This is a genomic window from Agrobacterium sp. GW821-FHT02D03, assembly GCF_059421725.1.
Genome location: NZ_JBWKVN010000002.1, coordinates 621967 through 635068 on the forward strand (window position 1 = coordinate 621967; position 13102 = coordinate 635068).

Sequence of the window (13102 nt, forward strand, 5' to 3'; positions counted from 1 at the left end):
TGCCCGTATAACAGTTTGACGACGGAACTATGACAGTCAATCGTCCTGCGAAGCGGCACCCAATTCGTTCAGCACCTCGGCCGCGAGCGCCCGACTGATACGCGTGCCACGCGAAAGTGCCAGACGATCCAGCCGTTCCACGATGATCTGCGCCGTGTCTAGCGAACGCTCCATTCTGGCCACGATATAGCTGACAAGTTTGTCATCCATGTAAAGCTGCCGGTCGGCGAAGAGCTTCATCAGCACCTGCGCCAGGAGGTCCTCATCCGGCTCGCCGATCTCCACCACCGTCGCCGCTTTCAAGCGCGAACGCAGATCCGGAAGCGTGACAGGCCACGCCGCCGGCCATTGCCGTGTCGTGATCAAAAGCGAAGTCCCGTTTTCACGCACGCTGTTGATCACGTGGAAAAGCTCGGTGTCGTCGAAGCCAACGCGATCGGCATCTTCGAAAAGAACCGACCCTTGCTCGGCAGCGCGCGCGGCATCAGATCCCTTTTCAGGTTTGATCTCGACGGCACCGCTGGTGTTCCTCCAGATCGCAGCGAGATGCGACTTTCCCGACCCTGGCGGACCAGCCAGAATGACGACCGGAGACGGCCATTTCGGCCATTCGTCCACAATGCTGACCGCTGCATCCAGGGGCGCAGCCACCAGCAAATCGTCACGGCCCGTCGCGCTGCTATGAGAGAAGGCAAGCGGCAACTGTTCGGCCTTTGGCCGGAGCGGACCGGGCTTATCATTCTCGTTCATCAATCAGCTCTGGAGTCGATCTGCGCATCGATCTTCTGCGATGGCACGATGTCGGGTTGCCACGGCAGATTGGCCGCGCGACCATGATAGAGATCGCTTTCCAGATATCGCGACAACGCGAAGCGAACCAGAACACCAACCGCGGCCGCGGCCGGCACAGCAACCAGCAGGCCGACAAAGCCGAATAGCGCACCGAAAGCAAACAGCGCGAACATCAGCCAGACAGGGTGCAGGCCGACGCTGCTGCCGACGAGCTTCGGCTGAAGGATATTGCCCTCGATGAACTGACCGGAGAAGAACACCGCCAGCGTCAGGATCACGTAGATATAGTCCGGCCAGAACTGGACGAGCGCAATCCCGATGGCAAGGACCAGACCTACCATCGAGCCGATATAGGGGATGAAGCTGATGGCGCCAGCAAACATGCCGATCAGAAGGCCGAAGTTGAGGCCGACGAGCGACAGGCCGACCGCGTAATAGACGCCGAGAATGATGCAAAGCGAGCCTTGGCCGCGGATGAAGCCGGCGATGGTCGCATCCATGTCACGCGCAATCTGGCGAACCGTCGCGACATGATCGCGCGGCACCCAGCTGTCGACCTTGTCGATCATCCGATCCCAGTCCAGTAGGAGATAGAAGGCGACAACCGGGGTGACGACCAGAAGCGAAATCACATCGATCAGCGACTTGCCGGAATTCCAGATCTGCGTCAGCAAGGTGCCGATAAAGCCTGCCCCTTCGGCGAGAAGCTTGGAGAAGTTCTCCTTTACCGTATCAATCTGGGCGCTGACCCAGGCGGGCAGCAGGTTGGTATCCGCTCCGGCAATCAGATTCTGCAGCGACGAGATGTAAGACGGAATGCGGGTGATGAAGTCCGACGCCTGCGCCGCGATCAACGGAATGATGATGATCAACGATAGCGCGAACAGGAGCACGAAGGAAATCAGGATGAAGATGCTCGCCATCATGCGGCTTAAGCCCCGGCGCTCCAGCCAGTCGGCAACAGGATCGAGAAAATAGGCAAGCGCCATGCCTGCAACGAAGGGCAGCAGAATCGAGCTGAACACCATCAGGAAGACGACGAAGACGACAAGCGCGCCCAGCCAGAAGAATATCTGGCGTCTTAGATTGATGCCTCTGATGTGTGGCTGCATCTCATTTCCCTTCGCGGCACGTGACGCCTCATAACGCACTGCAACGAGATAGGATGCGCCGCTAGGAGAGGTCAAGGGTTGCGGCAGGTGGTCAGACACCTCAACAGCGCATTGCTCAATGCTCTGCCGCGGGTAAAATGGTACGAAAATCGGGGGCTGCAGCGCTCTTACCCTTGCATCAGCACCCATCTCATGCGAATGGCGAGCCCAAGAAAACCAGCGGAGACGAGAGCCATGAGCCAGTCGGGCAAGAACGGTCTTACCTACAGCGATGCAGGCGTGGATATCGATGCCGGAAACCTGATGGTCGAGAAGATCAAGCCAGCCGTTCGCTCCACCCGCCGCCCCGGTGCGGATGGCGAAATCGGCGGCTTTGGCGGCCTGTTCGACCTGAAGGCCGCAGGCTTCACCGATCCTGTTCTGGTTGCCGCCAATGATGGCGTCGGCACCAAGCTGAAGATCGCGATCGACGCCAACTTCCACGACACCGTCGGTATCGACCTCGTAGCCATGTGCGTCAACGATCTGGTCGTCCAGGGCGCAGAGCCTCTCTTCTTCCTCGACTATTTTGCTACGGGAAAGCTCGATCCGGATCAGGGTGCAGCCATCGTCAACGGCATTGCCGCGGGTTGCCTGGAATCCGGTTGCGCGCTGATCGGTGGCGAGACGGCTGAAATGCCGGGCATGTATTCCGATGGCGACTATGATCTCGCGGGCTTTGCCGTTGGCGCTGCCGAACGTGGAAAGCTTCTGCCAGCGGGCGACATTGCCGAGGGCGACGTGATCCTCGGTCTTTCTTCGTCGGGCGTTCACTCCAACGGCTTCTCGCTGGTGCGCAAGATCGTGTCGCTTTCCGGCCTTGGCTGGGATGCGCCAGCACCCTTCGCAGACGGCAAGAAGCTCGGCGAAGCCCTGCTGACGCCGACGCGCATCTATGTGAAGCCGCTTTTGAAGGCAATCCGCGAGACGGGTGCGTTGAAAGCACTCGCCCACATCACCGGCGGCGGTTTTCCTGAAAATATTCCGCGCGTGCTGCCGAAGCATCTGGCGGCAGAAATCGATCTCGAATCCATCGAGGTGCCTGCGGTATTCTCCTGGCTTGCAAAGACCGGCGGCGTTGCGGCAAACGAGATGCTCCGCACCTTCAACTGCGGCGTCGGCATGATCGTCGTCGTCTCCGCAGAGAATGCCAAGGTCGTCACAGACGCCTTGACGGCGCAAGGCGAGACCGTGTTCCCACTGGGGCGCATGGTTGCCCGTGAAGAGGGTGCGCATGGTACGATCTACAAGGGCACACTGGCACTATGAGCCACAGCGCTCCCCGCAAGCGGGTCGTCGTCTTCATCTCAGGCGGCGGCTCCAACATGGTGGCGCTGGCGAAAGCCTGCCGTGAGCCGGATTTTCCCGCAGAGGTCGCTTGCGTCATCTCCGACAAGCCGACGGCTGGCGGGCTTGCCAAGGCGCAAGGCCTTGGCATTCCGACGCTGGTCTTCGAGCGCAAGAACTATGCGAGCAAGGGTGAGCATGAAGCTGCGATCCTCGCAGCCCTTGGAGAACTCGCGCCCGATATCATCTGCCTTGCGGGCTATATGCGCCTGATCTCTGGCGAGTTCATCGCGCCTTACGAGGGCAGGATCATCAACATCCACCCCTCGCTTCTGCCGCTCTTCCCCGGCCTCCACACCCACCAGCGCGCCATCGACAGCGGCATGAAGATCACCGGCTGCACCGTGCATTTCGTCACCGAAGGCATGGATGAAGGCCCGATCATCGGCCAGGCCGCCGTGCCTGTTACCGCTGGCGACACGGCCGACAGCCTTGCCGCCCGTGTGCTTACCGTCGAGCACAAGCTCTATCCGCTTGCCCTCCGTTTGCTGGCAGAAGGCAAGGTGCGGATGGACGGCGGGAAGGTCGTCCGGGACTCAGACGTCAGTTCCGAACTCCAATCGCTTGTTTCGATCTGATCCAAGACGCCAGTCTACAATCCTGATGATCGGGTCGCCATCCCGTATGACGACGACGCTGCATCATCATCACCAGCGTTTCAGCCCGAGAAGCTTCTCGCCAAGGGGATTGAGTTCTGCCGTCTCCGCATTGTGCTTTTCCCACTCGCGAGGATCGCCGGGAAAAGCATCGCGGCGCGGATGATCACGGTCTTTCCATAGCCGAATGCGCTCCTGGCGCTCAGCATCGTTGTCGAACTCAGCGGGGTGCATCGAGATATATTGCGCCATGCGCACACGATCATCGGAATGGTTTGGTCTGACGCCGTGCGCCAGCAGCGAGTTGAAGATCATCAAGTCACCCGGCTCCATATCGATATTGACGATGGAAAGGCCGGCCATGTCCGGATGCATCGGATCACGATCGTCGGGCTGCGTTTTCACCCATCCGTCAAAGTGCTCGAAAAGATACGGCACGCATTGGAAGCCGCCGACGTCGCCATCTTGCTTCTGCAGGCTCAACACGCCCTGCACGCCAATTGGCAATGGCCGAATGGAGGTATCGACATCCCAATGGATGAAGCCGTTCGGATTTCCCTTCACCTTCTTCGGCGGATTGAGATTGGCGCGGTCGATAGTGACCCAAAGGTCCTCCCGATCCCAGATATCGACGAAGATATCGTAGACCCGCCGCTCCATCCGATTGTCCCAGAGGTATTGGTGATTATAGATCTCCAGCATGCCTGTATTGTTGAGCTCTTTCATTTTGTGTTCGCGTCGCTGCGGCGCGTACCATGTGGACGGGTCCTTCGGGTCTTTCTCGTCAAAGCGCCAAAGGAGATCCACAAGCCGCTCTACATTGGCCGCAGGCACCGCCTGACGGACAATGATGTAGCCCTTCGTGATCCAGTGCTCCCAATCGGCCTTGGACAGAACCCGCAGCGGCAAAGTCTTGCTGATCTCCTTGAGCTGCGTCGTGGCATTCGTCGTCGGGTGGCTGTCCCGTTTCATTGCGGCGGTGGATTGCATGTTCGTCTCCCATCGAAATCTCCCTGAACACCAAGGCGATGTGAAAAGAGTAATCGACGCGACGCCTTCATGTTGTCGAAGGCTGGCAATTTCTGATACTATTCTGGCGTCCACAGCTCTCGGAATGCGCGATGCGATCTTATCTCGAACATCTTATCGTGTCCCCTGGGTGTTCCTGGAGCCGGCTGAACAGGCGCCTTGAGGAGGAAATTCCATTCGAATGGCATCACCATCCCGAATTCGAACTGACACTGACGCTTAACTCGCGCGGCCAGCGCTTCGTCGGCGATCATGTCGGTCGCTATGACGATGGCGATCTGGTTCTCATTGGGCCGAACTTGCCGCACACCTGGGCATCGAGAGAAAAGGTGCGTGAAGGTGAACCGCATACCGCGCTCGTCTTCTGGTTCAGTCGTGAATGGATCGAACAACTGACGACCGAAACCGCGGAATTGCGTCCTATCCACCGCCTGATCGACGGCGCCGCCAGTGGTCTTGCTTTCGACCGAACCATTGGATTATCGCTCGCGGCGGATTTCGAAGCGATCTTTTCCAGAGCGCCAGCCCAGAGCCTGTTCAGCCTGCTCGACCTTCTGCTGCGCCTATCCGAATTAGAGGCGCAACCACTGTCAGCAACCGCGCCAGCCCAGGCAGAGGCCGGTCGCGAGCGGATCGACCGGGTGTTGCAACACCTGCACCAATCCTATCAAGAGCCGCTGCGGATGGAAGACCTTGCCGAGATCGCCGCACTCAGCGTTTCCGGCCTGCACCGACTGTTCCGCAAACACACGCAGTCCAACGTCTCGGACTATCTGATCGGCTTACGGATCGGCGAAGCCTGCTCGCGCCTGTCGGCAACCCGGCAGCCTATCCAGCACATCGCGGCTGAGGTTGGCTACGCTTCGCTTGCCAACTTCAACCGGCAATTCCGGCGGCTGCGTGGGATGTCACCACGCGCCTACCGCGCTTCGTTTCAACGGTAACGCGGACGGGCCCGAAAGGCGGATCAAAGCCCTCTCGCCACGAACTCCCGGTTACAGGTTCGCCCGGTTGAGCATGGCCCATTGCAGCATGATGATCGTCTTGGAATCGGTGATCTCGCCGGATGCAATCATGTCATAGGCGGCGTCGAGGGGGACGGTCAGAACTTCGATGTCCTCCCCCTCGTTTTCAAGGCCGCCACCCTCTCCCGCCTTCACATCAAGATCGACACGAGCATAGAAGAGGCTGACCTTCTCGGTCAATGTGCCGGGGCTGGCATAGGTATCGAAGAGATAGCGCGGCGCGCTGACGGCATAGCCAGTTTCTTCCATGGATTCGCGGCGAATGGCCTCGTCCGGATGATCGCCATCGGTCAAACCAGCCGGAATTTCCAGCATGAAGCTTGGGTCGCCATTTACATAGGCGCCGGGACGGAACTGGCGAACCAGCACGACTTCCCCCCGCTTCGGATCGAAAAGCAGGATGGCAGCAGCAACGCCATGATCATGCACCTCGCGATGGATGCGGAACGTGCGCCCGTCACGAGCCTGCTGTTCGAAAATCATCGTCTGCAGGTGGATGAAGTTCTTCCAAACCGTCTGCTTTTCGATGAGCTTGACGCGCGCCTCGTCATCGACCTGCGATACTGGACCAGCAGTGGACCGCATCATGAAACTCCCATCAGGCTTTCTTCAGCCACACCTTGTTATCGTGGAACGCCGCGCCGCCATAGGGAGCGACAGCATCGGCTCCCGTCAAGACGTTGATACCCTCACCGTCAAGATGTGCCTTGTTGGGCCAGAGCCCTTCGGCAATCAACACGCCGGGGCGAGCGCCCTCGACGACTTTCGCATGAATGCGCACATCGCCGCGCGCATTGCCGATCTGGACCACGTCCCCTTCTGCGATGTCGAGGCGCACGGCATCAACGGGGGAAATCATCAGTTCCGGGCGACCTTCCTTCTGCACCGAGGTCTTCGTTTCAGCGAAGGTGGAATTCAGAAAGTTGCGAGCCGGAGACGTGGCAAGCCGGAAAGGATGCTCGGCGTCGACCGTTTCGATCACATCCACCTGATCCGGGAATTTTGGAAACGCGTCGGCAGGCCCCATGACGCCGACATTTTTAGGCGGCTTGTTGGGTGACGGGCCTTTCTGCCAGTCCGGACTGAAACGGAACTTGCCGTCACCATAGCCGAAACCCTGCAGATAATGCGCGACCTCGAATTCCGGCTGCGCATCGATCCACTTCTCCTCAGCCAGATTGTCAAAGCTGCCCCAGCCACTTGCTTGAAGGATCGTCTCGACATGCTCGCGCTCGCTCATGCCAAAGCCCGGCATGTGATCGACACCAAGGCGCTTTGCGAGTTCCTCGATAACGAAGAGGTTTGTCCGTACCGTCTCCGGTGGCTCGACCAGCTTGGGACCGAGCAGAATATGGTTCTGTCCGCCGGCGCGGTAGAGATCGTCATGCTCGAGAAACATCGTGGCCGGCAGGACGATATCGGCAATCTCTGCCGTCTCCGTCATGAACTGCTCATGCACGGCGACGAACAGATCCTCGCGCAGGAAGCCTTGGCTGACCAGCCGCTGCTCCGGGCAGACATTGGCCGGATTGGTGTTCTGGATCAGCATGGCCGTCACAGGTCCGCCGCCGCGCAGCGCTTCGGCATCGCCTGTCAGGATGCGGCCGACTTGCGACTGATCGAGCTGGCGGACATTCGGATCGGCATAGGCCGTCCCCATCAACTCCGCCTTGTTCAGCCGGAAGATATCGCCGTTGTTATGAAACGCGCCGCCGCCCTCATATTGCCAGGAGCCGAGAACGGTGGCGATCGAGAGCGCCGCATGCATGGCGACCGCGCCGTTGCGTTGGCGGGCAAAACCATAGCCAAGGCGGAAGAAGCTTTTCTTCGTCGTCCCGACGAGCCTTGCGAAAGCCTCGATCTCTTCCACCGAAAGCCCGGTAATGTCGGCAGCCCATTGCGGAGTCTTGGACGCAAGATGCGCTTCGAGCCCGGCCGGATCGTCGGCAAATTTCGCCATATAGGCGCGGTCGGCATAACCATCGCGAAACGCGATGTGCATGACGGCGCAGGCAAGCGCCGCATCCGTGCCCGGTCGCACCACAAGCTTCATATCCCCCTGCTTCATCGTCGGGTTGTCATAGATATCGACAACAACGATCTTCGCACCGCGTTCCTTGCGGGCCTTGACCGCATGGGTCATGACATTGACCTGGGTGGCAACCGCGTTGGTCCCCCAGATGACGACGACATCGGCCTTTGCCATCTCGCGCGGGTCCGGTCCGCGCAAGGCACCTGTCCCCATCACATAGCCGGTCCAGGCCATATTGGTGCATATGGAGCCGAAGAAGCCGGAATATTTCTTGGCGTGGCGCAGCCGCTCGATGCTGTCGCGCTGCACCTGGCCCATCGTGCCGGCATAAAAATAAGGCCACACGGCCTCGGCACCATGCGCCGCTTCCGCCTTGATGAAGGCGTTGGCGATCTCGTCCAGCGCATCGTCCCAGCCGATCTCCTGCCAGTCGCCAGCACCCTTCGCGCCCTTGCGGCGCTTCGGCGTCAGCAATCGGCCCGGATGATAGATCCGCTCCGCATATCGAGCCACCTTGGCGCAGATCACGCCAGCGGTGTAGGTGTTGGCGTTCGCACCACGCACCCGGCCAATGCGGCCATCGGCGTTGATATCGACCTCCAGCGCGCAAGCGCTCGGACAGTCATGCGGACAGACGGTATGGCCGACGCGGTTGGCATCGGTCACGGCTTTGGCGGAAATCGGGGTCGCAACGTTCATAGATTTTCTATATTGCATGTGCGAGATCGCCAAAAGGGCGAAGTGACGCACATCAAGATAATTCATAAAAGGCATCGCCCCAGATGAACTACCGGCACATTTACCACGCAGGCAACTTTGCCGATGTTCTCAAACATGCGGTCCTGGCCCGGCTCGTTCGCTATCTGCAGAACAAGGACAAGGCGTTTCGCGTGCTTGATACGCATGCCGGCATAGGCCTGTATGACCTCTCATCTGAAGAGGCGCAGAAGACAGGCGAATGGCAGACCGGCATCGGCAAGCTTCTGGAAGCCGATCTTCCGGCAGAGGTCGCGGAACTGATGGAGCCTTATCTCTCAGCCGTTCGGGAATTGAACCCTGAAGGTGGGCTCAAATACTATCCAGGCTCTCCAAAGCTCGCCCGGATGCTGTTTCGCCCCCAGGATCGTCTTTCAGCCATGGAGCTGCACCCGGATGATTTTCGCGCGCTCTCACGCCTCTTCGAAGGCGATTATCAGGCGCGCGTCACCGAACTCGATGGCTGGCTTTCGCTTGGCGCCCATCTGCCGCCGAAGGAAAAGCGCGGCCTCGTTCTGGTCGATCCACCCTTCGAGAAGGAAAATGAATATGAGCGCCTGGCGGATGGTCTGCACAAGGCCTATCGCCGCTTTGCCACCGGAACCTATTGCCTGTGGTATCCGCTGAAGAAGAATGCGCCCATCAAGGACTTCCACGAGCGCCTGCAATTCTATGAGATTCCCAAAATGCTCTGCACCGAGCTATCGGTCAGAAGTGACCGGCTGGAGGGCTTGAGCGGCTCTGGCCTCATCATCGTCAACCCGCCCTATACGCTAAAGGACGAGTTACACGCGATGCTGCCCGTGCTGAAGGCGATCATGGCGCAGGACCGATACGCGTCACATCGCGCCTTCTGGCTGCGCGGCGAAGAATAGGAACGGCTACTTCTGCTGAAGCCGCCTCTCCTCCCGCTCGGCCGCCGCCAGCTGGGATCGTTCGAAAAACAGGATGATGAACAGGCCAATGACGAAGGGGATGATCAGGTAGAACAGGCGGAAGACGAGAAGTGCGGCGATGACGTCTGCCGGGTTCATGTCCGGCAGACCCATGACGAAGACGAGTTCGAGCACGCCAAGCCCGCCCGGCGCATGCGAAATCAGGGCGGCGGAAAATGAAATCAGGAAAATTCCCAGGATCACCATGAAGCCTGGATTGCCAAGCTCGGGCAGTGCGAAATAGATGATACCGGCCGCGCCGATCAATTCGATCGGACCAATGACCAGCTGCTGCACCACGAGCTTCGGCACCGGGTAGAACAGCGTGAAGGAGCCGATCTTGAGCGGCCTCAGCTTCATCAGACTCCCGAGAACGTAAAGCGCGACGATGGCAAGCAGCAGAATTCCTGTGGTGCGCGAGGCTTCCACCGGCAGAACATCGACAAAACGCTCCGTGATATCCGGCTCATAAACCAGGATGAAGCCGATCAGCATCAGCGTGCCGATGACGAAGGTGAAGGAGCAAAGCGCAACGAGAACGCCGACTTCCGCAGCACTCAACCCCTTGGAGGTGTAGGCACGGTAACGCACCACGGCACCGGAAAACACGGACGCGCCGACATTGTGGGATAGGGCGTAGGTGGTAAACGAGGTCAAAGTGATGAACCACCAGCCGACCTTGCGCTTCAGATGCTGCAATGCGATTCGGTCGTATCCGGCAAGAGCGGCATAGGCGACCAGCGTGCAGAGCCCCGACATCATCCAGTGATGCATGCTGATGGCGCTGAGGCTGTCCCAGACGTCATCGAGCGAGAGATGGCGCAATTCCTTGTACAGCAGCCACACCGAAAAGCAGATCGTCGCAATCCCGATGACGGGCCAGAGATACTTTTTCATTTTCATGCGGACATGCCCAGGCTCGATCCTCCCTCCGGCAAGATGTCATGCCGGATTCGACAAGCTTATTCGTTATACTAACTCCGGTTCAACACGAAGGATGCCGGAGAGATGATTTTTCGGTGGTCTGTTTGCCATAGGCAGAAGATGGTATAAAACCCGAAGCCTGTTCAACAAATCGTCATCCTTGCCAGAAAGACAGCGCCCTCGATGAAACAGTATTTCGGTTTTATCGCACTCGGCGCACTGTCATTGGCAGCGGCTGGCTGGGCGTTTCTGGGCCAACCCCAGCCGGCGTCCGGTCCTGCGGCGCCGCGAACCGGAACCCCATCAGCGCCAAGCTCACAAGACACTGCTAAAACCTCGGAAACAGGCTTCGATTTCTACGTCCTGTCGCTCTCCTGGTCTCCCGCATTCTGTGCCAGTGACGCCGGACGCAACAGCCGGCAGCAATGCGGCTCGGATCGAAAGTTCGGTTTCGTGGTTCATGGTCTCTGGCCTCAGAATGACCAAGGCTATCCGGAATTCTGCGGCGCGGACAAAAACGAGCGCGTGCCTGACAACCTTGGACGAAGCATGTTCGACATCATGCCGTCCATGGGGCTGATCGGCCACCAGTGGCGCAAGCATGGCAGTTGCAGTGGCCTGACCCAGAAACAATATTTCGACAAGACACGTGATGCCTACGACCGCATCAAGATACCTGCCGACCTCTCAACCGGGGATCAGAGCAAGCGGCTTTCCGCCGACGCTATCGAATCCGCTTTTGTGGATGCCAATCCTGGCATGACAAAGAGTGGCATCGCTATCAGTTGCGAAGGTCCGCGACTGGAGGAGGTGCGGATTTGCCTGTCCAAGACCTTGTCCTTCCGCGATTGCTCTGAGGTCGATCGCCAGGGTTGCCGATCGAATGCTGCAGAGATCATTCCCATCCAATAGTGAAACAGGAAAAACCGATGGAACTGCTTTACGCTCCCGCCTCCCCCTATTCCGCCAAAGTGCGCATGGCAGCGCGCTATCTGGATATCGGCATCACCGATGTCCGCGTCGACACCAATGCCGAACCCGCCACGCTGATCGACAACAATCCGCTCGGCAAGATTCCCGTGCTGCTGCATGAAGGTGGCTCGGTCTACGACAGCGTCGCGATCATGCATTATCTCGATCGCGTGTCTGGCGGAAAGCTCTATCCGAAGAAGCATGCCAAGCGCACCGAGGCCGAAATCCTCGAAGCACTTTGCGACGGCGTGATGGATTGCCTGCTGGCGATCGTTTACGAAAAGCGCTTCCGCCCGGAGGAAAAGGTTCACCAGGAGTGGATCGACAAGCAATGGCGCAAGGTGGTGAAGGCGCTTGATTACCTGAACGACAATCTGCCGAAAACCGGCAAGAAGCTGCATGGCGGCCACTTCGCCCTTGCTGCGATGGTCGGCTATCTCGATTTGCGCTTCAGCGGACAATGGGCGGATGGCCGCAAGCGGCTCGCGGACTGGCCGGAAAAATTCGGCAAGAAGTTCAAGCAGTACACGGAGCTGAAATCGGCAGCCTGATCGCCGAATTTCACTCGATGTAGAAACAGAAAAGCCGGGGAGAACCCCGGCTTTTCCGCATTATATCTGGCAGATTAGAACTTGACGCCGATACCAGCCTTGACGCTGTGATCGTCGAAGCCGCGCGAGACGTTGCCACCGTTGATGGCGAAGTCCTTGTCCTGGTAATCGGTGTAACGATACTCAAGACGTGCCGTGATGTTGTCGGTGACGAGAGCTTCGACACCGGCACCAACCGTGTAGCCGAGAGCCGTCTTGTCGTCCTTGCTACCGGTTGCAGTGTCACGAATTTCGTTATTCGAAACTGCAAGACCACCCGTACCGTAGATCAGGAAGGGGTTCATGTCGTAACCGACGCGAGCGCGCAGCGAGCCGTTCAGCTTCTGCTTGCCTTCGAGCGTGCCGCCAGCGGAGCCCTTCTCATCGCCGTAAGCGAGATCGGCTTCACCACCGTAAACGATCTGGCCGTTCTGCCAGTTGTAACCACCATAGAGGCCGCCGCCAAAACCGTCAGCGTCGCGACCGTTGTTGCTGCCGCTGAAACGACCCCAGTCGTAGTTCACGGTACCACCGAGATATGCGCCAGACCAATCCTTGATCGGTGCGGGCTGCTCAACTGCGACCGGCGCCTGCGGAACTTCATTTACCGCATCGGCTGCCTGTGCTGCCGAGAAAGCTGCCGCGGCCATGGTAGAAGCCAAAAGTGTTGCAACGATAGTACGCATGCCATTCTCCTTTTCAAACCCGCGGGGGCACTCAAACACTCGGTCCCAACGCGGTACAAAACAGTTAGTTCCCTGCCCGTCTGGAAATGCAAAATGATGGGGGAATGAGGAAATCACAGAGCCAAAATGTGAATTGATTGAGGCACAGCCGTGACAGAAATTGGACGTTGCCAAAAGGACACAGAAATCCATTAAGGATAATGGATCGTTAATTTAAGCAAAGCGCGTTTTTACTTGTGTTTACATCAAATTAAGCTGGTAAAACTT

General features: G+C 58.6%; 13 protein-coding genes. 6 read left to right on the forward strand and 7 right to left on the reverse strand.

Annotated elements, in window-relative coordinates; translation table 11 throughout:
* Nucleotides 1–36: 36 nt before the first annotated feature.
* Together hdaA and AC07U5_RS16300 are read right to left on the reverse strand one after the other, a co-directional pair.
* The gene (gene hdaA, locus AC07U5_RS16295; RefSeq protein ID WP_111847384.1) at nucleotides 37–750 is read right to left on the reverse strand and encodes a DnaA regulatory inactivator HdaA; all 714 of its coding nucleotides are present in this window, start codon (nucleotides 748–750) and stop codon (nucleotides 37–39) included.
* Nucleotides 750–1904: an AI-2E family transporter gene (locus tag AC07U5_RS16300; RefSeq protein ID WP_062445362.1), complete on the reverse strand. Its 1155-nt coding sequence runs from the start codon at nucleotides 1902–1904 to the stop codon at nucleotides 750–752. The genes hdaA and AC07U5_RS16300 overlap by 1 nt, the downstream gene beginning before the upstream one ends.
* A gap of 234 nt (nucleotides 1905–2138) precedes the next feature.
* Here AC07U5_RS16300 and purM point away from each other — a divergent pair, with 234 nt between their 5' ends.
* Complete coding sequence (purM, locus tag AC07U5_RS16305) at nucleotides 2139–3212, forward strand: phosphoribosylformylglycinamidine cyclo-ligase (protein WP_494723636.1); 1074 nt, start codon at nucleotides 2139–2141, stop codon at nucleotides 3210–3212.
* Nucleotides 3209–3868, forward strand: a complete 660-nt coding sequence (gene purN / locus AC07U5_RS16310; protein ID WP_494723637.1) for a phosphoribosylglycinamide formyltransferase — start codon at nucleotides 3209–3211, stop codon at nucleotides 3866–3868. The genes purM and purN overlap by 4 nt, the downstream gene beginning before the upstream one ends.
* A 69-nt stretch (nucleotides 3869–3937) precedes the next feature.
* Here purN and AC07U5_RS16315 read toward each other — a convergent pair whose 3' ends face one another.
* Nucleotides 3938–4876 (reverse strand): phytanoyl-CoA dioxygenase family protein, encoded by a 939-nt coding sequence (locus tag AC07U5_RS16315; RefSeq protein WP_494723638.1) that lies wholly within the window; start codon nucleotides 4874–4876, stop codon nucleotides 3938–3940.
* 131 nt (nucleotides 4877–5007) lie between these two features.
* Here AC07U5_RS16315 and AC07U5_RS16320 point away from each other — a divergent pair, with 131 nt between their 5' ends.
* Nucleotides 5008–5859, forward strand: coding sequence for a helix-turn-helix domain-containing protein (locus AC07U5_RS16320; protein ID WP_494723639.1), 852 nt, complete (start codon nucleotides 5008–5010; stop codon nucleotides 5857–5859).
* A 51-nt stretch (nucleotides 5860–5910) separates the two neighbouring features.
* Here the strand turns inward: AC07U5_RS16320 and AC07U5_RS16325 are convergent, their stop codons facing one another.
* Complete coding sequence (locus AC07U5_RS16325) at nucleotides 5911–6525, reverse strand: NUDIX domain-containing protein (protein ID WP_494723640.1); 615 nt, start codon at nucleotides 6523–6525, stop codon at nucleotides 5911–5913.
* Nucleotides 6526–6538: 13 nt separating this feature from the next.
* Complete coding sequence (locus AC07U5_RS16330; protein ID WP_494723641.1) at nucleotides 6539–8737, reverse strand: molybdopterin-containing oxidoreductase family protein; 2199 nt, start codon at nucleotides 8735–8737, stop codon at nucleotides 6539–6541.
* Between the two features lie 17 nt (nucleotides 8738–8754).
* Here AC07U5_RS16330 and AC07U5_RS16335 point away from each other — a divergent pair, with 17 nt between their 5' ends.
* The gene (locus tag AC07U5_RS16335) at nucleotides 8755–9603 is read left to right on the forward strand and encodes a 23S rRNA (adenine(2030)-N(6))-methyltransferase RlmJ (protein ID WP_494723642.1); all 849 of its coding nucleotides are present in this window, start codon (nucleotides 8755–8757) and stop codon (nucleotides 9601–9603) included.
* A gap of 6 nt (nucleotides 9604–9609) precedes the next feature.
* Here AC07U5_RS16335 and AC07U5_RS16340 read toward each other — a convergent pair whose 3' ends face one another.
* On the reverse strand, nucleotides 9610–10566 hold the full coding sequence (locus tag AC07U5_RS16340; protein WP_062427581.1) for a lysylphosphatidylglycerol synthase domain-containing protein: 957 nt from the start codon (nucleotides 10564–10566) through the stop codon (nucleotides 9610–9612).
* Between the two features lie 204 nt (nucleotides 10567–10770).
* On the opposite strand from AC07U5_RS16340, the gene AC07U5_RS16345 reads away from it, so the two are divergent.
* Together AC07U5_RS16345 and AC07U5_RS16350 are read left to right on the forward strand one after the other, a co-directional pair.
* The gene (locus AC07U5_RS16345) at nucleotides 10771–11499 is read left to right on the forward strand and encodes a ribonuclease T2 family protein (RefSeq protein ID WP_494723643.1); all 729 of its coding nucleotides are present in this window, start codon (nucleotides 10771–10773) and stop codon (nucleotides 11497–11499) included.
* Nucleotides 11500–11516: 17 nt separating this feature from the next.
* Nucleotides 11517–12110, forward strand: coding sequence for a glutathione S-transferase family protein (locus AC07U5_RS16350; protein ID WP_494723644.1), 594 nt, complete (start codon nucleotides 11517–11519; stop codon nucleotides 12108–12110).
* Nucleotides 12111–12184: 74 nt separating this feature from the next.
* Here the strand turns inward: AC07U5_RS16350 and AC07U5_RS16355 are convergent, their stop codons facing one another.
* Entirely contained in the window at nucleotides 12185–12835 is a 651-nt protein-coding gene (locus AC07U5_RS16355) for an outer membrane protein (RefSeq protein WP_062445385.1), read from the reverse strand.
* Nucleotides 12836–13102: the final 267 nt, after the last annotated feature.

Bases quoted from the DNA above. Each gene is read 5' to 3' on its own strand.
- hdaA (WP_111847384.1), bottom strand. From the start codon at position 750: ATGAACGAGAATGATAAGCCCGGTCCGCTCCGGCCAAAGGCCGAACAG.
- AC07U5_RS16300 (WP_062445362.1), bottom strand. From the start codon at position 1,904: ATGCAGCCACACATCAGAGGCATCAATCTAAGACGCCAGATATTCTTC.
- purM (WP_494723636.1), top strand. From the start codon at position 2,139: ATGAGCCAGTCGGGCAAGAACGGTCTTACCTACAGCGATGCAGGCGTG.
- purN (WP_494723637.1), top strand. From the start codon at position 3,209: ATGAGCCACAGCGCTCCCCGCAAGCGGGTCGTCGTCTTCATCTCAGGC.
- AC07U5_RS16315 (WP_494723638.1), bottom strand. From the start codon at position 4,876: ATGCAATCCACCGCCGCAATGAAACGGGACAGCCACCCGACGACGAAT.
- AC07U5_RS16320 (WP_494723639.1), top strand. From the start codon at position 5,008: ATGCGATCTTATCTCGAACATCTTATCGTGTCCCCTGGGTGTTCCTGG.
- AC07U5_RS16325 (WP_494723640.1), bottom strand. From the start codon at position 6,525: ATGCGGTCCACTGCTGGTCCAGTATCGCAGGTCGATGACGAGGCGCGC.
- AC07U5_RS16330 (WP_494723641.1), bottom strand. From the start codon at position 8,737: ATGAATTATCTTGATGTGCGTCACTTCGCCCTTTTGGCGATCTCGCAC.
- AC07U5_RS16335 (WP_494723642.1), top strand. From the start codon at position 8,755: ATGAACTACCGGCACATTTACCACGCAGGCAACTTTGCCGATGTTCTC.
- AC07U5_RS16340 (WP_062427581.1), bottom strand. From the start codon at position 10,566: ATGAAAATGAAAAAGTATCTCTGGCCCGTCATCGGGATTGCGACGATC.
- AC07U5_RS16345 (WP_494723643.1), top strand. From the start codon at position 10,771: ATGAAACAGTATTTCGGTTTTATCGCACTCGGCGCACTGTCATTGGCA.
- AC07U5_RS16350 (WP_494723644.1), top strand. From the start codon at position 11,517: ATGGAACTGCTTTACGCTCCCGCCTCCCCCTATTCCGCCAAAGTGCGC.
- AC07U5_RS16355 (WP_062445385.1), bottom strand. From the start codon at position 12,835: ATGCGTACTATCGTTGCAACACTTTTGGCTTCTACCATGGCCGCGGCA.